Annotated in this window: 21 protein-coding genes; 8 read left to right on the top strand and 13 right to left on the bottom strand. The window is 46.5% G+C overall.

Annotation, left to right across the window (positions count from 1 at the left end):
• The first annotated feature begins 70 nt into the window (after positions 1-70).
• Together AC58QG_RS30800 and AC58QG_RS30795 are read left to right on the top strand one after the other, a co-directional pair.
• On the top strand, positions 71-1,225 hold the full coding sequence (locus tag AC58QG_RS30800; protein WP_497365858.1) for an MBOAT family O-acyltransferase: 1,155 nt from the start codon (positions 71-73) through the stop codon (positions 1,223-1,225).
• A gap of 51 nt (positions 1,226-1,276) precedes the next feature.
• The gene (locus tag AC58QG_RS30795) at positions 1,277-2,245 is read left to right on the top strand and encodes a sugar phosphate isomerase/epimerase family protein (RefSeq protein ID WP_497365857.1); all 969 of its coding nucleotides are present in this window, start codon (positions 1,277-1,279) and stop codon (positions 2,243-2,245) included.
• A 77-nt stretch (positions 2,246-2,322) separates the two neighbouring features.
• Here the strand turns inward: AC58QG_RS30795 and AC58QG_RS30790 are convergent, their stop codons facing one another.
• From AC58QG_RS30790 to uvrB, 4 genes are all read right to left on the bottom strand, one after another.
• Entirely contained in the window at positions 2,323-2,526 is a 204-nt protein-coding gene (locus AC58QG_RS30790) for a hypothetical protein (RefSeq protein ID WP_497365856.1), read from the bottom strand.
• A 305-nt stretch (positions 2,527-2,831) separates the two neighbouring features.
• A complete protein-coding gene (locus AC58QG_RS30785; RefSeq protein ID WP_497365855.1) occupies positions 2,832-2,981 on the bottom strand; it encodes a hypothetical protein in 150 nt (49 codons plus the stop codon).
• 263 nt (positions 2,982-3,244) lie between these two features.
• Positions 3,245-6,127, bottom strand: coding sequence for an excinuclease ABC subunit UvrA (uvrA, locus tag AC58QG_RS30780; protein ID WP_497365854.1), 2,883 nt, complete (start codon positions 6,125-6,127; stop codon positions 3,245-3,247).
• Positions 6,128-6,165: 38 nt separating this feature from the next.
• Positions 6,166-8,163 carry an excinuclease ABC subunit UvrB gene (uvrB, locus tag AC58QG_RS30775; RefSeq protein ID WP_497365853.1) on the bottom strand — a complete coding sequence of 666 codons (1,998 nt, stop codon included), beginning with the start codon at positions 8,161-8,163 and terminating at the stop codon, positions 6,166-6,168.
• A 270-nt stretch (positions 8,164-8,433) separates the two neighbouring features.
• Between uvrB and AC58QG_RS30770 the strand changes: the two genes are divergently transcribed.
• Entirely contained in the window at positions 8,434-9,225 is a 792-nt protein-coding gene (locus AC58QG_RS30770) for a flagellar motor protein (RefSeq protein WP_497365852.1), read from the top strand.
• Positions 9,209-10,030, top strand: a complete 822-nt coding sequence (locus AC58QG_RS30765; protein ID WP_497365851.1) for a flagellar motor protein MotB — start codon at positions 9,209-9,211, stop codon at positions 10,028-10,030. The genes AC58QG_RS30770 and AC58QG_RS30765 overlap by 17 nt, the downstream gene beginning before the upstream one ends.
• 418 nt (positions 10,031-10,448) lie before the next feature.
• Here AC58QG_RS30765 and AC58QG_RS30760 read toward each other — a convergent pair whose 3' ends face one another.
• The 5 genes from AC58QG_RS30760 to ftsE all read right to left on the bottom strand — a co-directional run bounded on the left by AC58QG_RS30760 (position 10,449) and on the right by ftsE (position 16,374).
• The gene (locus AC58QG_RS30760) at positions 10,449-11,732 is read right to left on the bottom strand and encodes a serine protease (RefSeq protein ID WP_497365850.1); all 1,284 of its coding nucleotides are present in this window, start codon (positions 11,730-11,732) and stop codon (positions 10,449-10,451) included.
• Between the two features lie 119 nt (positions 11,733-11,851).
• Positions 11,852-13,315, bottom strand: coding sequence for a S41 family peptidase (locus AC58QG_RS30755; protein WP_497365849.1), 1,464 nt, complete (start codon positions 13,313-13,315; stop codon positions 11,852-11,854).
• A 91-nt stretch (positions 13,316-13,406) separates the two neighbouring features.
• Positions 13,407-14,600, bottom strand: a complete 1,194-nt coding sequence (locus tag AC58QG_RS30750) for a murein hydrolase activator EnvC family protein (protein WP_497365848.1) — start codon at positions 14,598-14,600, stop codon at positions 13,407-13,409.
• 180 nt (positions 14,601-14,780) lie between these two features.
• Entirely contained in the window at positions 14,781-15,698 is a 918-nt protein-coding gene (gene ftsX / locus AC58QG_RS30745; RefSeq protein WP_497365847.1) for a permease-like cell division protein FtsX, read from the bottom strand.
• A complete protein-coding gene (ftsE, locus tag AC58QG_RS30740; protein ID WP_497365846.1) occupies positions 15,688-16,374 on the bottom strand; it encodes a cell division ATP-binding protein FtsE in 687 nt (228 codons plus the stop codon). The genes ftsX and ftsE overlap by 11 nt, the downstream gene beginning before the upstream one ends.
• 219 nt (positions 16,375-16,593) lie before the next feature.
• On the opposite strand from ftsE, the gene AC58QG_RS30735 reads away from it, so the two are divergent.
• From AC58QG_RS30735 to AC58QG_RS30725, 3 genes are all read left to right on the top strand, one after another.
• A complete protein-coding gene (locus AC58QG_RS30735; protein WP_497365845.1) occupies positions 16,594-18,027 on the top strand; it encodes a VanW family protein in 1,434 nt (477 codons plus the stop codon).
• Between the two features lie 113 nt (positions 18,028-18,140).
• Complete coding sequence (locus AC58QG_RS30730; protein ID WP_497365844.1) at positions 18,141-18,929, top strand: DUF1700 domain-containing protein; 789 nt, start codon at positions 18,141-18,143, stop codon at positions 18,927-18,929.
• 3 nt (positions 18,930-18,932) lie between these two features.
• On the top strand, positions 18,933-19,820 hold the full coding sequence (locus tag AC58QG_RS30725; RefSeq protein WP_497365843.1) for a DUF4097 family beta strand repeat-containing protein: 888 nt from the start codon (positions 18,933-18,935) through the stop codon (positions 19,818-19,820).
• Positions 19,821-19,923: 103 nt separating this feature from the next.
• Here the strand turns inward: AC58QG_RS30725 and AC58QG_RS30720 are convergent, their stop codons facing one another.
• From AC58QG_RS30720 to AC58QG_RS30705, 4 genes are read right to left on the bottom strand one after another with little or no spacing between them, the layout of a single operon-like run.
• A complete protein-coding gene (locus AC58QG_RS30720) occupies positions 19,924-20,286 on the bottom strand; it encodes a response regulator (RefSeq protein WP_497365842.1) in 363 nt (120 codons plus the stop codon).
• Positions 20,279-22,036 carry an ATP-binding response regulator gene (locus tag AC58QG_RS30715; protein ID WP_497365841.1) on the bottom strand — a complete coding sequence of 586 codons (1,758 nt, stop codon included), beginning with the start codon at positions 22,034-22,036 and terminating at the stop codon, positions 20,279-20,281. Before AC58QG_RS30715 ends, AC58QG_RS30720 begins: the two co-directional genes overlap by 8 nt.
• A complete protein-coding gene (locus tag AC58QG_RS30710) occupies positions 22,037-22,582 on the bottom strand; it encodes a heme NO-binding domain-containing protein (RefSeq protein WP_497365840.1) in 546 nt (181 codons plus the stop codon).
• A 19-nt stretch (positions 22,583-22,601) separates the two neighbouring features.
• The gene (locus AC58QG_RS30705; protein WP_497365839.1) at positions 22,602-23,645 is read right to left on the bottom strand and encodes an HD-GYP domain-containing protein; all 1,044 of its coding nucleotides are present in this window, start codon (positions 23,643-23,645) and stop codon (positions 22,602-22,604) included.
• A 217-nt stretch (positions 23,646-23,862) separates the two neighbouring features.
• Here AC58QG_RS30705 and AC58QG_RS30700 point away from each other — a divergent pair, with 217 nt between their 5' ends.
• Positions 23,863-25,608, top strand: coding sequence for a methyl-accepting chemotaxis protein (locus AC58QG_RS30700; protein WP_497365838.1), 1,746 nt, complete (start codon positions 23,863-23,865; stop codon positions 25,606-25,608).
• Positions 25,609-25,678: the final 70 nt, after the last annotated feature.

The following is a 25,678-nucleotide window of genomic DNA, read 5'->3' as shown; positions in this document are numbered from 1 at the left end:
TATTTTACCGGCAAGGGATTGTTCATCTACGAGAAGTTCTAAGATCTAGCAAGCGAGGAGTTCTTTAGCTATGTTTTATATGCACATGAACGCGATGGTCGCGATGAGTGGCATGATTGCCGTTCTGATGCTCACCCGCAAGTGGGCGGATAATAAGCGCATTTTGATGATCATATTCAGCCTGTGCTTTCTACTGTTGTTTAGTAAGAAGCTTGTCGTTTTCTACGCTGCTTTTACGATTATTAATTATCTCGGGTTTGTGTATCTGTGCCGGACGACGATTTGGCGGAAGGCTACCTTTATTTTCGGTATCGCCGCGAATATCGTTGGCGTCTTTCTCGGTGTTCGTTTTTTCGTTATGGGTGTTTTCACCAGTCCCCTCTTTGATGCCATTATTTATTTAGGTCTCATTTACAACGTTCTCAAAGTGATTGATTCGTATTATTTCGCTTATTTCTTTGGAAAAGAAGGCGAAGTGCCGGCCATTGATTATGCTAACTATCTGTTGTTCATTCCGACCTTTACCTCCGGACCGATTCTGAAATTCCGCGACTTTATGGCCGACAGCAAAAAGCCCTACACCGTAGATGCTAAGCTGTTTGAAGACAGTATTAAGCGTATTATCTTAGGCTTATTTAAAAAGATCGTCGTAGTCACCTGGATGACTGGGGTGTTCGACCACGTCCTGAAGCAGGAGCTTCACACGCATCAATCGTTATTTCTGCTAGTCTGGTTCTATGCACTCATTTATTTTGATTTCTCCGGCTATTCCGATATGGCGATTGGCTTTGGCCGATTAATGGGCTATACGATGCCTGAGAACTTCAAAAAGCCTCTCTTCTCGCCTTCCATGACGCAGTTTTGGCGCAATTGGCATGCGACGCTGGGTGATTTTTTCCGGGATCACATCTTCATGTTCTTTTCACGTAAAACGCCCTCTACGGGGCTCACAGCCAGCCTATCCATCCTGATCATGGTGCTGATGGGCTTATGGCATGGCTTTACGTGGCTGTACTTCCTCTACGGGCTGTATCATGGCATCATTATCGCGATCGAGAATATCTTTAAACTCACGACCGTGAATAAGAAAAAGGTATCCAAAGCATACTTCTACTTCCGATGCTTCGTTACACAGACACTGGTTACGTTCTCGGTCATTATTTACAGCTCCAACTACGATACGGTGCTTCGAATCTATAAAGGCTTGCTTCATTTTACTGGATGATAGTGGTATAATTTGATCTGATTGTTTTATCAATTATGGAGGTGTAATCGAATGAAGTTAGGCGTTTTTATGGTTCTTTTCGGTGGAAAACCTTTCGAGGAAGCACTGGATTATATTGCTGCGAAAGGCTTGGACGCTGTTGAGATTGGTACCGGCGGCTACCCAGGTACTGCGCATTGCAACCCAGCTGAACTACTTGCTGATGCAGGGAAACTAAAGGCTTTTAAACATGCTGTAGAATCCCGCGGTTTGACGATTAGCGCACTTAGCGCACACGGTAACCCTCTTCACCCGCAAAAACACATCGCGAAAGAGTTTCACGATGCTATTATACAAACGATTGAATTGGCTGAACGCCTAGAAGTACCTGTGGTTAATACGTTCTCAGGCTGCCCGGGTGACCATGAGGATGCCAAATATCCGAACTGGCCGGTAGCGCCTTGGCCGAACGATTTCCAAGAGATTTTGGACTGGCAGTGGACGAACAAAGTTATTCCTTACTGGAAAGAAACAGGTAAATTCGCTGCTGATCGCAACATCAAAATCGGTCTAGAACTTCATGGCGGTTTCTCCGTTCATACACCTGCTACACTTCTTCGTCTTCGCGAAGCTGCAGGTGAAGTGATCGGTGCCAACCTAGATCCAAGTCACATGTGGTGGCAAGGTATTGACCCTGTTCAAGCGGTTCAAATTCTTGGACGCGCTAACGCCATTCACCACTTCCACGCGAAGGATACATCGCATGATTACAATAACACGAACCGTTTTGGCGTGACGGACATGCAGTCCTACACGAACATGCTGGATCGTTCTTGGCAGTTCCGCTCCGTTGGCTTCGGTCACGATATGAAGGTATGGGCAGACATCATCAGCGCATTGCGTCTGGTTGGTTATGACTATGTTGTCAGTATCGAGCATGAAGACGGCTTAATGTCCGTTGACGAAGGCTTCTCCAAAGCCGTTCAAAACCTACAACAAGTTCTCATCAAGGAACCTCTTGGTGAAATGTGGTGGGTGTAATTTAAACAAACCAAAAAGCCCACAGGCTAGAGATCTTCCGATCTAAAGTCCTGTGGGCTTTTGTTTGCTTCTATGTACTACCAGCCTTTGATCATGACAACGTCCATGAATAGGAAAACGAGTAGTGCAACAGTTCCAAATCCAAGTGCAAACAAATTTCTTTTAGGGTTAATCAATTGTCTGATCACCGCAATGGCAATAATCACTGTGAAGATCAACACATAGATGTCAAAGCTAGTATACGTACTTGTTGATGCTTCAGCTGCTTCTGCGAATAACATGGTGAAACCTCCTTATAGTAACTCGGTGCAAGGCACACGTCCTGCTATTTTAATACTATGTTAGCTCGATTGGACACGAGATGCAAGTAGTTGCATCGATGTGTAACAAGTTTGTCACCTTTTGTTTGGGATTAGGCCTATTTGACGAGGCTACGCAGGCAGATTTCTTTAATATCCCTTGTACGTATAAAATGTCCATCTGCGCGACTATTTATTACTCTGCTCCTGCCTAGATTTCCGCGAACAACAAAGCCCGTACGGAGAATACCGTACGGGCTTTGTTCGATTGGAACTGAAGACTATTCTTACACGGCTAGCGCATCTCGGTGATCTTCATCTTCCGGAATTTCGGTCAATCCGGCGTAAGCTAGCTCTTTCTCTTGCCATGCTAGAAATCGGAATGGATCAATTCCCAAAGCAGATACAATTTCCTGAAGCTCTAACGTCGGTTTCATTATTAGCCTCCATAACATGAATTAGATTAGAACTGCTATATCTCTCATTCATCTAGTCAATGGTTAAGGTAGAGGGAGATGTTCACTGTTACTTACTATTATTATAGGCCTACTTTCATCACGATTGATAGAGGGTTAAATTGTCGAAGCCTGTATCATTCAATTAAGTCTTAGCAAACTTTTAGGTATTTTAGTCACTTGCGAAAAGAAAAAGCATGGAATTGGCAAATGAAACACCCAATTCCAAGCTTTTTTGTTCGTTTTTAGCTAACGGAGCCTTCTAGGACCTCCATACGCTTCGCATAGTCTTCCGAACGCACGCGATCCCGTTCAAGGATCGGCTTCAAATATTGGCCGGTATACGACCCGGCCACCTTCACGACATCCTCTGGCGTGCCTGACGCCACGATCAAGCCCCCGCGGTTACCACCTTCGGGTCCTAGATCGATAAGGTGGTCCGCCGTCTTGATGACATCGAGGTTATGCTCGATGACCAATACCGTTTCACCGCTCTCGACGAGGCGGTGGAGGACCTTCAGGAGACGATCGATATCATGGATGTGGAGCCCCGTCGTGGGCTCATCCAGAATATAGATCGTCTTGCCTGTACTGCGGCGGTACAGCTCCGCCGCGAGCTTCACACGCTGGGCTTCGCCGCCTGACAGCGTGGTTGCTGGCTGGCCGAGGGTCATGTAGCCTAGGCCGACATCGAGAAGTGTATTCAGCTTACGATGAATACGCGGCAAGTTCTTGAAGAACTCGCAGCCGTCCTCGATCGTCATCTCCAACACTTCCGAAATGCTCTTGCCTTTGTACTTCACTTCCATCGTCTCGCGGTTGTACCGTTTGCCTTTGCAGATTTCACAAGGTACGTAAACGTCAGGCAGGAAGTGCATCTCAATCTTGATGATGCCGTCGCCGCGACAAGCTTCACAACGACCGCCCTTCACGTTAAAGCTGAAGCGCCCTTTCTTATAACCCCGTACCTTAGCTTCGTTCGTATTCGCGTACACATCACGGATATCATCGAATACGCCTGTGTATGTCGCTGGATTGGAACGTGGTGTACGCCCGATTGGAGACTGATCAATGTCGATGACCTTATCGATATGCTCTAATCCGACAATTTCTTTATGCTCACCGGGACGAACTTTCGCACCGTTCAAATCACGGGATAGCGTTTTGAACAAAATTTCGTTAATCAACGTACTCTTCCCTGAACCTGACACGCCAGTTACACAAGTGAATACCCCTAAAGGTACTTTGGCAGATACGTTGCGCAAGTTGTTCTCTTTGGCGCCTTTCACTTCGATCCATTTGCCATTCGGCTTGCGTCGAACCGCAGGAATCGGAATGAAACGCTTGCCGCTCAAATACTGACCTGTTAAGGAATTCTCATCCTTCATCAGCTCTGTTGGTGTACCTTGAGCAATAACCTGTCCACCATGGATTCCGGCCCCAGGACCGATATCAATGATGTAATCGGCCGCCATCATCGTGTCTTCATCATGCTCAACGACGATGAGTGTGTTGCCTAGATCCCGCATATGCTCAAGCGTTTGGATTAGTCGTGTGTTATCCCGTTGATGCAGACCAATACTCGGCTCATCGAGGATATACAAGACGCCCATGAGGCTCGAACCGATTTGCGTAGCCAAGCGAATCCGCTGCGCCTCTCCACCTGACAAGGTACCTGCCGCACGGTGCATCGTCAAATAATCAAGTCCGACGTTCACGAGGAACCCTAGACGTGCTCTAATTTCTTTGAGGATCAAATTCGAAATCGTCAGCTCACGCTCATTCAGTTGCAGACCCTTAAACCATTCTTCCGCTTCTCCGATGGAAAGGGAAGTTGCGTGCGAGATGTTCTTACCATTAATCGTTACGGCAAGTGTTTCAGGCTTCAAGCGGTGTCCTTTACATTTCGGACAAGGCTTCGTGCTCATGTAAGTCTGAATATGCTCGCGAATGCCCTCTGAGAAGGTATCCTTGAACCTGCGTTCCAAGTTGCGAATGATGCCTTCGAATGGAACCAGCGCTTCTTTGGATGCGCCCATATCGTTCTCATAACGGAAACGGATTTTCTCGCCACCCGTTCCATACAAGATCACCTTCATTTGGTCGCTGCTGATCTCAGATACAGGTACATTTCGTGGGATCTTGTAGTGCTCACACACAGCCGCAAGAAACTGCGGATAGTAGTTGGACGTACTGCCCGCCCACGCTTCAAATGCCCCTTCTTCGATTGTCAGCTTGTTGTCAGGAACGAGTAAATCTGGATCCACGATCATTTGACTGCCTAAACCATCACAATCCGGGCAAGCACCGAAAGGGCTGTTAAACGAAAACATCCTTGGCGCAAGCTCTTCTACGCTGAATCCACATTCCGGACATGCTAGATTCTGGCTGAACAGCAGTTCCTCTTTATCCATAATATCCACGATGACACGGCCATTCGCTAATTTCAGCGCTGTTTCAAGGGAGTCAGCTAGACGTGTTTGTACATCATCTTTGACCACGATTCGGTCGACGACCACGTCAATCGTGTGCTTTTTATTTTTGTCGAGCTCAATTTTCTCTGAAAGGTCCATGGTTTCCCCGTTAACACGCACCCGCACAAACCCTTGCTTCTGAACATCCACAAATAGCTTAGAATGCTCACCTTTACGTCCTGAAATAAGCGGCGCTAAGATTTGAATCTTCGTACGCTCCGGATACTCCATAATCCGGTCTACCATTTGTTCCACGGTTTGCGCAGTAATCTCGATGCCATGGGTAGGACAGTGCGGCCGCCCGATACGAGCAAACAACAGCCTTAAATAGTCGTAAATCTCCGTTACGGTTCCAACCGTGGAACGTGGATTACGGCTTGTAGTTTTCTGGTCGATTGAAATGGCTGGTGATAAGCCTTCAATTGAATCAACATCCGGTTTATCCATATTCCCAAGAAATTGACGCGCATAGGCAGAAAGCGACTCCACGTAGCGCCGCTGCCCTTCCGCATAAATCGTATCAAAGGCCAGTGATGATTTCCCCGATCCACTCAAGCCCGTAAGAACAACGAACTTATCACGCGGGATGGTGACATCTATATTTTTAAGATTGTGAGCCCTAGCTCCTTTAATAACAATCTGATCTCTAGACACAGATACCCTTCCTCTCCTATGTGAAGCTGAACCATTATCTAAGCATCAGCTTTCATTTCCATAATGGCGTCACGCAGCTGTGCTGCACGTTCGAACTGCAGGTTCTTCGCCGCCTCTTTCATCTCAACTTCTAAGCGCTCAATGAGGGATGCGCGATCTTTCTTCGACATCTTGGCACCCTTCACATCAGCAAGATAGTCGGATTTCTGCTCAGCAACCTTGGTTGCTTCGATCACATCGCGGATTTTCTTCGCAATTGTCTGCGGCGTGATCCCCAATCTTTCATTGTTCGCTTCCTGAAGGGCACGGCGACGATTGGTCTCCGATATCGCTTTCTCCATGGAATCGGTGATCTTATCCCCGTACATGATAACCCGACCATCCGAATTCCGCGCCGCACGGCCGATCGTTTGAATTAATGAACGCTCGGAACGCAAGAAGCCTTCCTTATCCGCGTCGAGAATGGCAACAAGCGAAACCTCTGGCAAATCGAGACCTTCTCTGAGAAGGTTGATCCCGATTAGCACATGGAACGTCCCTAATCGCAAGTCCCGTAAAATCTGCATCCGTTCGAACGTCTTAATATCCGAGTGCAAATAACGTACCTTAATACCAATTTCCTTAAAGTAATCCGTCAAATCCTCTGACATCTTCTTCGTTAAGGTGGTCACAAGCACACGCTCGTCTTTGCGAACCCTGTCGTGAATCTCCGCGATAAGATCATCGATCTGACCTTTGGTTGGTCGAACCTCAATTATCGGATCCAACAGTCCCGTTGGCCGAATAATTTGTTGAATCATGGTCGGGCAGTGTTCTAGCTCATACGGTCCTGGTGTTGCTGATATATATAAAATCTGACTAACCTTCTCCTCGAATTCCTCAAAACGCAGTGGACGATTATCCAAAGCGGAAGGCAGCCTGAAGCCGTGGTCTACCAATACATCTTTCCGTGCTTTATCCCCATTAAACATCGCGCGAATTTGCGGCAACGTGACATGGGACTCATCCACCATGAACAGCATGTCGTCAGGGAAATAATCCATCAACGTATATGGTGTTGCTCCTCGCTCGCGGAAAGTTAATGGACCCGAGTAATTCTCGATGCCTGAGCAGAAGCCCATCTCTTCCATCATTTCCATATCATAGCGAGTACGCTGCTCCAAACGCTGTGCTTCGAGAAGCTTACCTTGCGCCTTAAGCTCATCAAGCCGTTCTTCCAGTTCGCGGCCAATGTTCACGAGCGCACGCTTCATCGTATCCTCGCCTGTCACGAAGTGAGAGGCAGGAAAGATCGCAATATGATCGCGCTGACCAATGATCTCGCCCGTGAGAACATTAATCTCCGTAATCCGCTCAATTTCATCGCCAAATAACTCTACTCGCACCGCATGTTCACTATGTGAGGCTGGGAAAATCTCTACAACATCTCCACGCACACGGAACGTACCGCGAACGAAGTTCAGATCATTGCGTTGATACTGAATATCCACTAGTCGGTGCAAAATTTCCGTACGCGACTTCTCCATCCCAACACGTAAAGATAGCAGCAAATTCCCGTATTCGATCGGTGAACCCAAACCGTAAATACACGATACGCTGGCAACAACAATGACGTCGCGGCGTTCAAATAAGGAGCTTGTCGCCGAGTGACGAAGCTTATCAATCTCTTCATTGATGCTGGAATCTTTCTCGATGTAAGTGTCGGAGGAGGCAATGTAGGCTTCGGGCTGGTAGTAGTCATAGTAACTAACGAAGTAGGATACGGCATTATGAGGAAAAAACTCTTTAAACTCGCTGCACAGCTGTGCGGCTAAGGTTTTATTATGGGCAATAATCAAAGTTGGTCGGTTTAGTTTCGCTATCACTTGTGCAGCTGTGAACGTCTTCCCTGTTCCCGTTGCACCGAGCAGCGTCTGATGCTTGTTGCCGGCTTGTATGCTCTGGACGATCTCCTCAATAGCTTGAGGCTGGTCCCCTTGCGGAAGAAAATCTGATACAAGCTCAAATTTCTTAGAGCTCATGACGAGTTCACTCATTCATTATCACCCTCATTGTCGAAATAAATCGAACTTTTATCCTATAAACTTTCCCATTCGACATTCCGATATAGAAGTCTATGGAACTTTGTCGTACATATATGAAGGATTGCAATATCTATCCAACATAAGAATGTTTGTTCTCGTTTTTCCATTATACTATTTTTGAATCATGGATGCAAACAGCTTTCTCTGTTTTAACCTTACTCAAGGCGGCTTTCACGTGTTTTGGAACCTATTCTTTTTATGCTAATTAGGAGTGGTACAGTCATGGATTTGACAACAGTATTAGGATTACTATTAGGTCTGGCAGGTTTAATCGGCGGGTATATGTGGGACGGCGGTCATATCAACTCTTTGATCATCCCCAGCGCAATGCTTATCGTGTTCGGCGGAACCTTCGGTGCAGTCGCTGTCAGCTTCCCTGGCTCTATTTTAGCCAAAATCCCCAAAGCACTCGGCATTGCCTTCATGCAAGTCAAAAGAGATCCTGCAACAACCATTAATGAAATTGTTGATATGGCCTCGATCGCGCGCAGAGAAGGTGTACTTGCCCTAGAGCAACGCGCTCAAGAGCACGAGAACCCGTTCCTGAAGGACGGATTGCTCATGGTCGTAGACGGAACAGACCCCGAACTGACTAGACAAATTCTTGAACTTGAAATGGACGCCATTGAACATCAAGTTAATAATATGGCTAAGGTATTCGAAGCCGGTGGCGGATATGCGCCTACAATGGGGATTATCGGTACGGTCATGGGGCTCATACACGTTCTCGGTAATCTAGAGGATCCTTCCGCACTCGGCCCTGCCATTGCCGTTGCATTTACAGCTACTCTCTATGGTGTTATGAGCGCCAACTTAGTTTACTTGCCAATCGCTACCAAAATTAAAGTCCGTGGTAAAGAAATGGTCAATGAAATGGAATTAATGCTAGAGGGTATTCTTGCCCTGCAGGCTGGTGAAAACCCGCAATTGATTAAGAAAAAACTGAACTCCTTCCTCCATGATAAATCGAAAAAAGCCGTAGAGGAGGATGACGTTAATGGCGAGGCGCAGTAAGAGACAAGAAGAGCATGTTAATCATGAAAGATGGCTCATTACTTACGCTGACTTAATTACGTTGCTGCTTGTATTTTTCATTATTATGTATGCGATGAGTAAAGTGGATGTTCAAAAGTATGCCGTTTTGGCGCAAGCCTTAAACCTACAATTCCAAAAAGCTGACTCCGTCTTGGATAAAAACCATGGCATCAGCGGCTCCATGACCCCTAAACAAGGTGATGCTGAAAGCAAGGACCAGGATTTCACGCATCGGAATCAGGATGAAGAAAAAGAAGAGCATGACAAGACGAAGACCGAGGACAGCGAGAAAGAAAAACGTGAGAAAGAGCTCCAGGATCTTCTGAAACAAGTGCAAGCATATATTAAGGATCAAAACTTAGAAGCGCAAGTATCCGCCACTGATACGGAACGCGGTGTGGCGATCACGCTCAACGACTTATTCCTGTTCGATTTGGGGAAAGCCGATCTGAAGGCGCCATCCTTCCCGATTCTGCAAAAGCTGGCTTCGCTTTTCCCGACCTTGAAGAGCAAGGTTAGCATTGAAGGGCATACGGATGATTTACCCCTTGCACCGGGCTCTCCCTATCGAGATAACTGGGGGTTGTCGTTTGCCCGCTCCCTTTCCGTGCTTCGCTATTTCAGCGACACGGCTAATCTAGACGACCACAAATTTATTGCCACCGCTTATGCGGATACGATGCCCAAAGTAGCTAACTCAACGGATGTGAATCGCAGCAAAAATCGCCGCGTGGAAATCATTGTGTTACGGAACGATATCGCTCCGACTACGCCAGTACAATAAGCCGTCATACGCTGCTAAGGCATAAAAGCCCTATTTTCACTGCAAAGTGGAGATAGGGCTTTGCTGTTTGCTGTGTTCCTGCTCGTCTGCTCTGGTAACAGCATGGCTTATAGTAACTGTAAAAACTCCAGTTAATTGCGGTTTTTAGTGCCCCATATTTAAAATAACTGGAAAACATGTAGTTAATATTTCACAATTTGTAACACCTGAGTCTAATGGTACGATTTAGCTGTACTAAATCCATTTATTCATCAAATCTTTCAATATATGTCTGAATTAACTTCATAAAAACCATCTATTGCTGTCGCAAGAAGGGAGGCGGAGGTACATGTACATTCTCAATCATATTGCCATCCATTCACGCAAAAAAAAAGAGCCGCCCTTTCCGTAGATTTCTCTACTTTGAGGGCAACTCTTCTCACAATGACTTCGTCGAATTATTCGGCAATAAGCCCGTTAATTTGCTTCGCAAATAGCTGAACAGGTGCATCGGACGCTGCTCCAAGAAGTACAGCACATCCTGATCCGGTGCCAAAAGAATGCCCAACTGATGATGATCACCGTCGAAAATGCCTCGCTTCAGGAAGCGAACTTCACCTTGATCGTTCAAGACTTCCAATCGGCAGAATGCAGAGTTGAGCCCCATAGCCGCGTGTAAATCTGTCTTCGTCTTGATTTTGTAACCATTAACCTTGTGGATGATCTCACCAACGCTGATGCCTAACTCCTGAGCCGGACTGTTCGGTACAACCGATAGCACCATGAGACCGCGCTCCGAGTGGATGTAGAATGGCATCTGCTTCGCTTCTACCCACTGGTTATAGAGCAGCAGCCCTTCGTGAAGGGCGATGCTGAGGATCGCTCCTAGCAGCACTAGCGGCGTCCAGTAATGCATAGCAACAGCTACCCCAAGCAATAGGAGGCCATACAGATACAGTAAGTTAGCGCTGTGACGCGCTTGTCTCTTCGGCAGCTTGGAAATCGTCAGCTCTGTAAAGCCAATCATCGCTGGGAACGCAAGCATCGTCCAACCAGCGCTCAAGTTAGAGGCAAACAACGTTTGCCAAGGCAAGCTCAGCTCACTCCCGCCAGCCATCGGCACCAAGAGAAACAATGGAACTGGCCAGAAGCCTTGCAGCTGCTGCCCGCCAATCATTTGCCCGCGCTTCCCTTCAAGGAACAGCGGTGTCGCCATCCGCGCCCCCTGGTAACCAACGAGCACGCCTTCCAAGAGATGAAGCACGCCTACAATGACCAGTAGGGATGGGATATCCGCTATTGCGATGGTTTCGAGAAGCGAATACGACTCGCGTAGATGCTCCGCATTAGGGAACCAAGAGAAGATCACTTGGGCAATCCCTAGAATCCCTACTGCATAAGCTAAGCACAGGAATCGAATGCGGAATATCATCAGTACAACGGTTATCACCCAAAGTACGATCACGACATCCAATTGTAGATTTACACCGACGAACAGGAGCAGAACAGAGGCTCCCAGCCCGCCTAACCAACCCCAAAGCACCACGCGCCAAGTTTCGTTTAATAAAGAATGAAGTCGTGTATGAAACAGCTTCCGTTCTAATTGAATTTGCTTTCTGTAATGCAGAACAATAAATAAAACACCTATATAGTAGAAAGGATTCGTAAACAACTGCCCTACAGCCAGCAGCATTCTGTCCAATAATTGAAACCACACATCCATACGAATCTAGGCTCCTTGATAAAGAAATAGGAAGGCCGCCTAAGCAACCTTCCTACACTATTTCGACTGTTAATCCCTATTTCCTGCCGCTCTGAACAATTTCCATTAACTAACGGTCATTATTTCCCAAGCTGCTTCTGAATTTGAAAGACGGCCGCTTTCAATTGCGAGTCGTTCTTCGGATCACGAATTTGCGCTAAAATCGCTTTTTCGATTTTGGCCGCTGTGTCCGTATCGACCTCACCCGTAACTGGCAAGTCATTCGTCCGCTGGAACGCTTTGACGGCCAAAGCTGTCTTGTCGTTGAAATAGCCATCTGTTCGCTCTGGATTGAAACCAATTCCTGCAAGCATCAACTGCAAATTCTTCACATCATCGCTGTTGCTGTCTTGTTTCAGCACTTCTTTCTTCGTAAGCGGTGCTGCTTTGAAGTAGGCTGGTTGCTCTATCGGGATATCTGGCGTAATACCTTTTTTGTGGATCCAGTTACCATTCGGTGTTAGCCACTTGTAGACTGTCATCTTAATGTTGCTGCCATCGCCCATTTCCTTCTCGAACGTCACTTGAACCGTTCCTTTACCGTAGGACGTTTCACCAACAATTTTACTGCCTACCGCCTCTTGGAACGCACCTGCTAAGATCTCCGATGCACTAGCGCTTCCTTTGTTAATTAACACCGTAACCGGATAATTCTTTCCTTTACCTGTAGAAGGTGTCGGCTCTCGCTTGCCGTCCCTATTCTCCACTTGGAGGATGGAAGCCCCACTCTTCACGAAGGGATTCACGATATCGACAACGACGTTCAATAGACCGCCTGGATCATTACGAACATCGATGACAAGTCCCTTCATCCCTTTGCCCTCGAGGTTTTTCAGTTCTTCTGCAAAACGAACTGCCGTGTTTGAGGAGAACTGACGAATCTCAATTTTGCCAATCTGATCCTGCATCATTTCGCCGTAGACCGTTTCAACATCAATATTGTCTCGGACCACGATGACTTGCACTGGATCTCCGGTACCTTGGCGAAGTAAATCTAACTTAGCTTGTGTACCCTTCGGTCCACGGATTTTCATGACCGCTTGGTTCAAGGTAAGCCCGTCCAATTTATCCCCGTTTACGGAGAGAACGACGTCTTTCGATTGAATGCCTGCCTTTTCCGCAGGTGAGCCCTTGATTGGTGATACGATGACGAATTTACCATCCTCAAGCGATACCTCTGCACCGATGCCTTGGAAAGAGGACGTAATGCTCTCATCGAACTGTTTCGCTTCCTTCTGATCCATATAAACGGAAAAAGGATCCTCTAATGATTCCAACATCCCGTTAATCGCACCGTTCACCAGTTGATCATGATCAGGCTGTTTCAAATACTTACTTTCGATTAGCTGAAACGTTGTTGCGATTTTGCTTAAATCCTTGCTCGAAAGACCAGACGAAGCAGATACTGAAGTTGCTGCACTCCCTGTTGTTTGCTCCTTCTGCCCCCACGTAAAGGATGGATCTACAATCGTTAACGTGACAATACTGCTTGCAAACATTGCTAACAGAACAAATACAATGACCGTACGACCTTTAAATTGCAAAATCGGTTCACCACCTTTTTTCCTAAAACCCTTTTTTGGACTGGCCTGTTAGTAGTATATGACAAGCCTTCCCTCTTTTATGAAAAAACTCTTATCGCAGAAACGGTTTAGGATCGGTAGGCACTTCATTTTTCCTAACTTCAAAATGCAAGTGATTGCCCGTTGACTGTCCGGTGGAGCCCACGCCAGCAATTTTCTGGCCGCGCTTCACGACATCGCCTACTTTCACATAAATCCCATCGTTCATAATATGACCATACAACGTCCATAGTCCGTTCCCGTGATCCACGATGACACAATTGCCGTAACCGTTCATCCATGAAGCATAAATGACAGAGCCGTTCTCTGCAGCTAAGATTGGCGTACCTTTCGCCGTCCCTAAGTCGATACCTTTATGGTTCTCAGCTCGCCCTGTAACGGGATTAATCCGCGATATGAAATCAGATGTAATTGGCGCTTGTGCAGCCAGTGGATATCCAAGTTTGCCACCCGCATAGGTAAAAGGTGATTTGGCATTCTCCGCCGCCCGCTTCTTCGCTTGCAAATCTGCCTCTTGCTTCGCTAGCTGCGTAATCATTTTATCGCTTTCTTCCGAAATATCCTCGAGCTCTCTCTCTTGCTTGGTTAGGGAAGCAATCTTCACTTCCTTCGCCTTCTCCTTCGCTTGCAGATCATCCCTCAGCGCATCCGCCTCCGCATAAAGCCCCTTTACATTCTCAAGCTGCTTCTCGTTGTCTGCCTTTTTCTGCGTAACGGTTTCTTTGTCTTTCATATTCGATTCTAGTATTTCTTTATCTTGATTAACAATAGATTTCAAAGCTTCAACACGATTCAAAAAATCTGAGAAGCTCGTTGCGCTCAACACCACGTCCATATAGGAAACGAAGCCGTTCATATACATCAAGCGAACGCGGGATTTCAGCATATTATCGCGGCTTTCTACACGTGCCTCGGCTTCATCCAATTGCTTAGCACTGGCTTCCAGAGCCTGCGACACTTGATCGATTTGTTCATTCAATTGTGTCAATTTCTTGCTGGCTTCATTAACTTGCGACACGAGGGCATTCATATCCTTCGTCGTCTGATCTTTCTCCGATTGAACTTTTGTGATTTGACTTTGGGCGTTGTTAGCTTTCTGCTGCGCTTCTGCCTTCTGCTTCTTGAGCTGCGACAACTGTTGGTCGATCTTATCCGTTGCCGATGCGGCATAGCTCGCTGCATGCGGGATGGCAAGCGATATCGCCATTCCTAATGTCAACACGACAGGTAGAATCTTCTTCTTCAAGCACGTAACCTCCCCATTTTCAAGCGTTTGATGCTGCATGTATGGTTTGAATCTCTTACGTTCTGAGTCTAGGAATCTATATTTCTAGGAGTCTATGAATCTTTGAAAATGAAAAAACGAAGAAAAGATGAAAAAGGAGGCAAGAGGAACACTCTGCCCCAGTTTCATTCAAGCTTTCCACTAAACGCGGAGGAATTTGCGGACGGAGATGAGGGAACCCCATACCCCAATCACGATGCCTAGACCAATGAGAAGCACAGTCATCGTTGGCGCAATATTTTCGAACGGCGTTAATTTAATCATCAATAAATTCAAATTCAATGAGCTCAAATTCAGCAATTTCCAATAGCCTGCAAGAATAATGGCAGTTGGGACAGCTGAACCAATGAATCCGAGCAACGCACCTTCAATAAAAAACGGCCAACGAATAAAAGAGTTCGTCGCACCTACGAGCTTCATAATCGAAATTTCACGTTTTCTTGCCAAAATCGTAATTTTGATCGTATTGGCAATCAAGAATACCGCAGTAAAGGAAAGCAGTACAACGATACCAATTCCAATCCAACGTGCAATCTTCGTCACTTTAAACAACGCTTCTACGGTTCCTTTACCGTAATTCACCTTGTAGATAGGCTTAGGATCCTTGCCAACGTTAAGCGCTGAGATCTGATCAGCAACAATCGCCACATTCCGCGGGTCATCCACTTCGATCGTGAACGCATCGTTCAGCGGATTGTTATCCCCCTCGAAGCCATCTAAGAGTGCCTTTCCACTATCCCCTAACTTTTCGCGCAAGTAGACAAGTCCCTCTGCCTTCGAAACGAACTTAATCGTCTTCACTTCAGGGATCGCCTGGATTTGCGTCTGAAGCGCTGTGATTTGATCCTGTGCGGTATTAACCTCCAGGTACACGTTGATCTCAACCTGTTGCTCAATTTGAGTAGCTACATCGTTCACATTTAAGGTGATAAGTACGAAAATACCAAGAATAAATAGGGAAATCGCTATGGAGCTGATCGACGCGAACGTCATCCAACCATTTCGCACGACATTTTTCGTACCTTCTCGTAGATGTCGAGAAACTGTACTAATCTTCATAGCCGTATTCCCCCCGTATCTGATCGCGAGCAATAAGGCCATTCTCAATTGCAATCACGCGCTTACGCATCGTATTTACAATTTCTTTGTTATGCGTAGCCATGACGATGGTCGTACCGCGGAAATTAATTTCCTCCATCAATTTCATAATGCCCCATGACGTTTCAGGGTCCAAATTTCCTGTCGGTTCATCGGCGATAATGACGGAAGGACTGTTGATTATTGCCCGGGCAATGGCCACACGCTGCTGTTCGCCGCCGGATAACTGCGATGGGAGGGAGTTTGCTTTGTCCTTCAGCTTAACGAGCTCAAGAACTTCCATGGTGCGTTTCTTGATTTGCTTCTTAGGTGCCTCAATAACTTCCATGGCGAAAGCTATATTTTCAAAAATAGTTAATTTCGGAAGTAAGCGATAGTCTTGGAAAATAACGCCGATATTTCGACGTACATAGGGAATTTTACGTTGTTTTAGTTTTTCTAAATTAAAACCATTCACGAAAATTTGACCTTTCGTGGGTCTTTCTTCTCTATACATCAACTTCATGAAAGTAGATTTACCTGCGCCTGAAGGTCCAACCACATAGACAAACTCATTGCGGTCCACTTTTACATTAATGCCTCTTAATGCATGAGTCCCGTTGGCGTATGTTTTCCATACGTCCTGCATTTCGATCACAATATCACATCCTAATTATATAGATAGCCTATATCCATTCGACACAAAAGGTGAAAATCCTTCTAAATCCTCTTTGAAATTCATGGGGAATACCGTCATCATACCATTGCATTGTACCTAATTTTAGCCAAATCAGGATTCTGTACTAAATTGGCATCGAGATTGATACATATAGAGAGACAGGCCGTATCACATTCGTATGTAAAGGAGTGGCTCTTCATGACACGCTCATTCAGAAACCCCATCCTCTATTTCTCGGTCGCTCTTGGTTTGTTCATCACGTGCAGCACTGCACTCTACATATATGGCTCTCAAACTACCTTCCCTGCGAATGTCACGATTGCCGGCTGGCGCGTAGGCGGAATGTCTTATGCGACTTTTCAATCTGAATCCGAGCAACGCCTGAAGCGACTGTCCGCTTTCCCTGTCCTTTTGCATACATCTTATACCGAAATCCCCGCCAAAGAGCTCTCCCTTGGACAGCTAGGCATTCGCTATGACAGGAGCCTCCTCACACAATCCCTACAACATTTAACTAGCGGATCACCTTTCGAGCGTGTCAAAGCGCGATGGACCCTGCGGAATGCGAATATTCCTTTGAATGTCTCGGTGGATCCCACGCAACTTACGGCCACTATCAAGGAAACCTGGAAAGAGCTATATACGAAGCAGCCGGTTGCCGCCAAACGACTCATCCAATCTCACGATCAAGTTGCCTACGAACCTGAGCGAAATGTGCTCAGGATTGATACCGCGCACTTGCAGGAGCAGCTGCAAAGCATCGCCCCTAGCCTCGGTACCCTAACGCATACCGCACCATTGGGGCTCTCGTTACCTGTGTACGAGCTGAGCCCGACCGTCACACTAACAACCTTAAAGCAGCAAGGCATCGATGGCAAAATATCCGAATTCACGACCTCGTTCCCCGTATCAGGCGAAGGACGGGTTCACAATATACGGGTGACCGCTACTTCCATTCAGGATTACTTGATGGCACCAGGTGATATCTTCGATTACAGCAAAATCATTGCACAGACAGAAGCCAAATTTGGCTACAAGGAAGCCCCAGTTATCCTCAACGGGAGCCTCGTTCCCGGGATCGGTGGCGGCATCTGCCAAGTCTCCTCAACGCTCTATAATGCCGTTCTGCGCAGCGGCCTTGAAATCGTAGAGCGACGCAACCACTCTCTCCCCGTCAGCTACGTTCCGCTTGGGCAGGATGCTACATTCGCAAATGGTTATATTAATTTTAAATTTCGCAATAATACAAACAGCTACGTCTGGATTCGTACAATAACGACGGATTCAGCTGTTACTGTGAAGCTTTTCGGTCACCAAACGCCTGCCATCACCTATGACATTGACTCCAAGATCGTGGAAACGATTCAGCCCCCGATCAAATATGTGAACAATCCGAGCTTGAGCCCTGGCTTAGAACGCCCAATCAGTACAGGAAAGGTCGGGTACAAGGTAGAGACCTATCGGACGAAACGAGAAAACGGAACTGTCGTGAGCAAAGAGTTAATCTCGAAGGATCAATATTCAGCTGTGCCTACAGTCATCGCGGCCAACCGTAAAGATCTCCAAACGGATGACCCTACACCTAAGCAACCTATGGTGGAAGATGGCGTAAGCACGCTCGCTGTACAATGATAACCAATAAATGTGATGAAATCATGAAGGTCATGTGACTGTAGTTACTACGTCATCATGACTTTTTTATTTTATGATAAGATTATCGAAAGAGTATTGAGGGAGGCATAACGATGAGCAAAGTAGATTATTTCAAAGAATTAAACTATCGCCTGCGCGGACTTCCTGAGAAGGAGCGCCAAAATATACTAAAAGTGTACGAAGAATTATTTCAAAAGGCCGTGGAAAATGGCAAGCATGAAGACGAGGTTTCACAGTCTCTCGGCTACCCGCGAGTTCCGAACTGGGATGCGCAGAAAGAGGCCCCTCCTATACAAACGGAAGCTTCAAAACGTACAACGAGTACGTTCGAAGCTGAAGAGTTGAAAACGGAGGAAGCATTTGATCTAAACGAGGAACAACAACAAGATACAGAGATACCGTATGTCAAACAATCCGAGCCGGCCATCGGACATAAGAATCCTGTACAAGCCCCTGAGGCTTGGGAGCCGCCTGCCTATACGCAGCCGCCTCAGCCGAATTACCCACCTGTGTACAGTACGCCTTATCCGCCCCCCTATCCAACAGCTAAGCCAGAAACGGGGATTAAGGCGATCATTATTTCGATTATGCTCGGATTCTTTAATCTCATGTTCGTAGTTGGCCCTTGGGTTGGGGTTTGCGCTGCGTTAATCGCGTTGTTTGTTTCGGGCTTCGCCCTATTGGTCGCTCCCATCATCGGCGTGCTTACCAGCTTAGCAGGAACGACGGGTAGTGACTTCCAATTCATTTCATTTTCACTCCTGGCCTGCTTTGGCTTAGGGATCATCATTACGACGCTTAGCTCCTGGCTGCTAAAGCAGTTTTTCAAGCTTAGCTGGAAATACATCCAATTCAACGCCAAATTGATTAAGGGGGCTTAAGCCATGCAACTTAAAGTGAAATTTTTCTTAGTGACTGGCTTTATCTGCCTAGCGATAGGCCTGATTGGAGCAGCCGTATCCTTCCAATCCTTAGACTTTGATACTGGAGTCTCAACCATAGATGTCGAGAAGAAAATAGCCGCAGCTAATATCGATACCCTCATTATTGAAAATGATATCTCCGGGGTCACCTTCGTTCCTAGCAATTCGGATGAAATTAGCGTTCGTCTCGTTGGTGCTGCACGATCCGAAAATGCGCAGAATTGCACAGTCGAGGCCACAACAGAAGGTACGAATACATGGCGAGTAGACGTGTGTACGAATAAAAAAGCTCATATCGACTTCGGCTTTGATCTCACTGAATTTAAAAGCTTATTCAGCGGTCAACGCCTTCGTTTAACCACAGAAGTCAGTCTGCCCGACAAGCTTTACAAGGCCATTACCGTTAGCACAGACACAGGCAGCATCAACTTCAAGGAAGTGAAGGCGGAGAAGCTAACCGCAAGTACAGATACGGGAACCATAACGGTTGACCGCTACGAAGGAAAAACATTAAATCTGCAAACCGACACAGGCAGTATTCACCTTAATGATGGTCAGGGCAATGTGAAGCTCAAAACCGACACAGGCACCATCACAGCTAAGCTCCGTGAGCTCGGTAATACGGTTACCGCTGAATCAGACACTGGAACAGTACGCCTACAGCTAGATCCTGCACCTACAGATGCAAGCTTCGATCTAAGCACAGATACGGGCAGTGCCACGCTGGATGTGCCAGGCGTGAACGTACAACGGACCAGCCACAATAAGGCCAAAGGTTCTATCGGCAATGGCAGCAAAAAGGTTACGGTTCGGGCCGATACAGGCTATGTTGAGGTAAAAGGTAGATAGTACTCCTCTTTTTTTCAAATGCAAAAAAGCTCCTCTCGAGCATCCAATGGATGACGGGAAGAGCTTTTTTACGATAAAAACTTATTGCTTTTCAAACCGTTTTCTATGTCAAATAGGTCTGAATCTTCTCCAGAAGCCGATTCCAGTCAACCGGTTTCGTATCGAAGTCATCGCAGCCCGCTTCAAAAGCCATCTCCCGATCCGATGCCATTGCATGAGCGGTTAGCGCGATAATGGGAATTCCCTTCGTCTCCGGCGAAGCTTTAAGTAACCGAGTCGCTTGCCAGCCGTCCATAACAGGAAGGCTCATATCCATGAGAATAAGGGAAGGTGCTTCGGTCCTCGCTGCATCGACGCCCTGCTGTCCATCTGTAGCCATGATGACCTCATATCCTTTGCGAACTAGACGGCGAGACAACATGTCACGATTCATTTCGTTATCTTCCACCAATAAAATTTTAAACATGGTCGTCCGCTTCCTCTTTAAGTCGAATATAAGGTTGACCCCCGTTGTTCTGATCATTTCTCGCGCCAGCCATGAGGCTGCGGATTTCATGCAACAGCGATTCGCGCTTAAAGCTTCCTTTTTGGATAATATTCTTCACGTAACCGTTCAATCGCACTCGATCCTCTGAGGCAATATCCTTCGCGGTAACCACGACAACCGGAATCCATTGCCAGTCCTCACGCTTGCGAAGCTCCGTAACGAATTCGAAGCCATCCATGCCCGGCATCATTAAATCGAGCAGAATCAATTGAGGAAGCGCTTGTGTCATCATGTGCAAGGCCGCGCGTCCATCTTTTGCCTTTGAGACCTTGAAGCCTTCCCTTTCCAACATTTGCGTCATCATGTGACTGGTTGTTACATCATCTTCAATGACGAGTACAGCGTTGGTTTGCCGCTCAGGGATATGCTTATCCAACACGGAAATTAATTTATCGATATAGACCGGCTTGGTCAGAAATTCGGCCGCTCCGAGCGCATATCCCATATTCTTATCATCGGTCATCGACATCATCATGACGGGAATGCCGGATAGTTCTGGGTCATTTTTGAGCGTGGTCAGTACGGTCCAACCATCCATACCCGGCATGAGCACATCCAGCGAAATCAGGGTAGGGCGCAGCTCTCTAGCAAGTCGAATGCCCTCTTCTCCATTTTGGGCCAGAGCAACGGTACAGCCTTCTTTACTGAGAAAACGCTGCATCAGCTGCAGCACAGCAGGATCATCATCAATGACCAAAACCGTGCGATTTTCCTGCGTTGTGAGTGGGCTATTCTCTATAAACAGCTCATCGCTGCTACCCGCTCGATTCTCCTGCAGGGGCAACCAAGCGGTAAAAGTCGTGCCTTGACCGTACATACTATCAACGGTAATGTGACCGCCCATCATCTGGCACAGCTTCTGAGAGATCGCAAGTCCAAGCCCCGTACCTCCGTATTTCCTTGTTGTCGAGGAATCCGCTTGTTTAAACGCTTGAAATAAATGCGCCATCTGCTCCGCGGTCATGCCAATACCTGTATCTTTGATGCTAAAGCTAATGCCTGACCGCCGATTAACCATTTCATAACCAGCGGTTAGCCAGATCGTGCCATCCTTGGTAAACTTACCTGCATTGCTCAATAAATTGAATAAAACCTGCATCAACTTCGTGACGTCCGTTCTCATCTCGCCCTGAGGGAACACGACCTCCAAGTGGTTGCCACCTGCCTCCAGAAGCGGATTCACCGTCGTCAACACATTGCGAATCAACGTCGGAATATCACATACTTCCAAGTAAAGATCCATCTTACCCGCTTCGATTTTGGAGAGATCTAGAATGTCATTGATCAACGTCAACAGATGCTTGCCGGCGTTGTGAATTTTGCCCAGATCATCTGCAAATGCAGGTTCATTCATATCTTCGGCATCTTCTTTGAGCATCTCACTATATCCGATAATGGCATTCAGCGGAGTGCGCAGCTCATGACTCATATTCGCGAGGAACTGACTTTTGATCTGATTGGCCTCAATGGCTTCGTCGCGAGCTTTGGATAGCTCAGCCGTACGCTCTTTCACCAATTCCTCTAATTGATCGTTCAATTCTCTTAGTTCTTGATTCACATAATAAATCTCTCGGGTTTTCTGCTCAGCAATCTGTTCGGCTTCCTTCCGTGCTTTCTTCTCCCGTTCCAGTTGCCTTCGAAGAACATCTACTTCTAGCATGTCTTGCATTTATTTCACTTCCGCTTTCGACAAAATAAACCGGGCTGCGGTTCCTTCCTCCAAATTCTCACGCACCATACTCAGCTCCTCGCCGTAGTGCTTCATGCATCCATTAATCAACCCTTCCGCCAAATCGGCAAATGGTCGTGACGAACGATACGTCATGATCAACGTGTCAGGTACTGATGTGTCATATTCGAACGCAGGCAGTTCGGCCCCTGGATAGAGTTTACGTACTTCAACGTGAATATAGCTGTCTACCTTTTGCAAGAAGCTGAATACTGTACTGTTTTCTTGAAGGAATTGCGGGTGCATGTCAATAAGCTGTTTAAACAGATATTCACCAAAAGTGATGATTAAGTCGGTAATGGGGATGCTTGTCTGCTGGCTCAACTGCACAATAAGTTGAATCATTTCCTTGTGATCATAGGTGCCCACAGAGGTGTAGCTGCCGCCTGAAGGCAATTCGGAGCCCTCAATAATTTGATCCACAACATTCAGAGAAAATTTATTTTCGACCATCTCGAGAAAAGATGTGAATACCATGCCTTTCATCCTAACACGCTCCTATTTTCTAAGTAGAATAACTCTCTTTTCGCACTATGCGCATGAAGGCATCCACAATTTGGGGGTCAAAATGATAGCCACGCTGCTTCTGAATTTCCGCTAAAGCTTCCTCGGAGGACCATGCCCGTTTATAGGGGCGCTCGTGCGTCAAGGCATCATAAAAGTCAGCAAGTGCCACAATGCGCCCTGCAAGCGGAATGGCTTCTCCCCTTAATCCGTTCGGGTATCCTGTACCGTCCCATTTCTCGTGATGAGTCAAGGCAATCGTATGGGCTAGTTGCAAATCCGCGAACTGACTTCCCTCCAGAATACTTGCGCCAATCGTCGTATGCGTTTTCATCTGATCGAACTCTTCGGGACTGAATCTGCCTGGTTTTAATAAAATATCATCCGGTATGCCGAGCTTTCCCAGATCGTGTAGAGGCGTGGCCCGCTCAATAAGCGTTGCCTCGTGCTCGGATAAACCCAAAGAAGAAGCAATCTCCTTCGCCATCTGACCAACGCGCTGCGTATGCTGCCCCGTTTGGTCATCACGGAATTCAGAGGTTCGTCCAAGCAATTGCAAGATTTCCAGCTTGGCTTGCTCCAGCTTAGCTGTCCGTTCCTGTACGCGTCGCTCCAATAGCTGATTCTGGTCTTGCAGCTGCAAATGATAGAATCGCGTTTTCAATAAGTTATTGATCCGTAATACCACTTCTGTTTTATCTAAGGGCTTTGTAAGGAAGTCATGTGCGCCCAAATGCAGCGCTTCGGTCTTAGCTTCCTGTGTCACATCGGCTGTAAGCACTAAGATCGGTAGAAAATGACCTTCCTCCACCCGTTCCTTCAATAGTTTCAAAGCTGCAAAGCCGTCCACGTCTGGCATATGTAGATCTAATAAAATAATATCCGGCTTAACCTCGTCAAATAGGGCTTCTAGCTGTCTAGGATCCGTTGTACAGTGTAAATTGGAAAAACCCGCACGGCTCAGTATTCGCTCTAACAAGCTGATATTGTAGGCCTGATCGTCGATAATCAGGAAACTGGCGCCTTGCATCCAAATTTTATCCATGTATGCACCTCATTCCATCCTTGCTTTTAAGTCTCATTTCATATGCATATTTTACCATATATATCACGCTATGTGACTTTGAAATGTCGAAACTTATAATAAAAAGTTAACATGGATGATATTTACTCGAATTGTAAATATTTTGTCGAAATAAAGGAATTACAGAGATTACCAAGAATATATACAAAATAATACAGAAAGTAGGGAAATTAACCATATGTTAAAAAATTTTCAAATGAATATTCAGATGAAGATTGTGACAACATCACTGCTTTTACTACTTATCCCCATTCTTATCCTCGGCAGTATCAGCTATTACGTTTCTTCCAACGTCACGAATGACTTGATCGAAAAAGACTTAAGGAATGCTGTGCAAATGTCCATCCAACTGATTCAATCCTTCGATGATTCGGTAAAATCGGGCAGTATCACCCAAGAAGAAGCACAAGAGAAAGTGAAAATATGGATGCTTGGTCCCAAAAACGAAGGGAAACGACCTATCAATCCGAAGATTGATTTAGGTGAAAATGGGTATTTCTTTGTCCTTGATAACAAGGGGACCGAGCTTGCACATCCCTCGTTGGAGGGCCAAAACATTTGGGATAAGAAATCGAATGACGGTCAACTTTTCATACAAGAAATGATTCAAAAAGCGGAAAATAACGGAGGTTTCACCACCTATATGTGGCCTCTGCCCGGCGGTTCCACTAAGGAAGCCATGAAAATTACCTACGCAGAGAAGGACCCTCGTTGGGGCTGGGTTGTGGCGGCCGGCTCGTATTTACAAGATTATAATGCCGGACAAACCCATATGTTGAATACGATTGTTATTACACTGGTCGTTTGTTTGCTGATTGGCCTTGTGGTTCTCATCCTCTTTGCGAGGCATATCTCGAAGCCCCTCGTTCGGGTGGAGCGCCAAGCCAGTCAGATTGCGACAGGAAACTTGGCGATAGCGGATTTGAATGTGACAAATCGTGATGAAATCGGCAAGCTAGCCGGATCTTTCAATCAGATGAAAGCTTATATTAAGCAGCTCGTATCGCAAGCAAGCTTGAGCTCGGGTGCTTTAAATGAAGAATCCAATCAAGTATCCCATGCGTTGGATCAAATGGTTCAAGCCGCGAACCATATCTCCTCTGTCATGCATGACGTAGCAACCAGTACCAACAAACATGCCCTTAGTGTTGTTGAGAGCTCATCCGCCATGAAAGAATTATCCGATAGCATTCAGCAGGTCGCTTCCAGCTCATCCTTTGCCTTCGATTTGTCTGAAAACACAGTCTTAGAAGCAGAGAAGGGCAATGCGTATATCCAACAAACGAACGTGCAGATGCAGACCGTTAGCTCCACAATGGAAAGCCTGTCTGGCATTATCGACTTGCTGCGTGAACGTTCCCAGCAGATCGGTGAAATTGTTTCGATCATCTCTGACATCTCGTCACAAACGAACCTGTTGGCCTTGAATGCTTCAATAGAAGCGGCGCGCGCCGGAGAACACGGCAAAGGATTTGCGGTAGTAGCAGGCGAGGTTAAGAAGCTTGCAGAGCGCTCTAAGCAATCCTCGGAGCAGGTGACAGAACTTATTGAGGGTATCCAGAGTGACATCCTTGGGGCTGTAGAGACGATGCATAAAGGGGATCAAGAAATCTCCTCTAGTGTAGGGACATTGCTGGAGACCGGATCCGCTTTTGAAAGGATTCACAGCGCTGTTAAGCAGGTGCTAGGCCAGGTACAGCAGGCATCATCCGAAGCAGAGCGCATGGCAGCTACGTCCCAACAGGTAACGTTATCCTTATCCGAAATGGAGAATTCCGCTAACCAGTCGGCAGGCACTACACAAACTATTTCCGCTTTGACCGAAACTCAACTATCCAGCATCGACGGTATCGCAGCTTCTATTAAAAACTTAAATGAGATGTCTGCCCAACTACAGCATGTCATTCAACAATTCAAGGTATAAGCGGTAACGGGAAAAGCGAAAAACGAAAAGCCCAATGCATAAACCAAAAAAGCTCTTCTCCATCATCCAT

This window comes from Paenibacillus sp. J22P169, from assembly GCF_059691995.1.
This window is presented reverse-complemented; position numbering and strand designations above follow the sequence as displayed.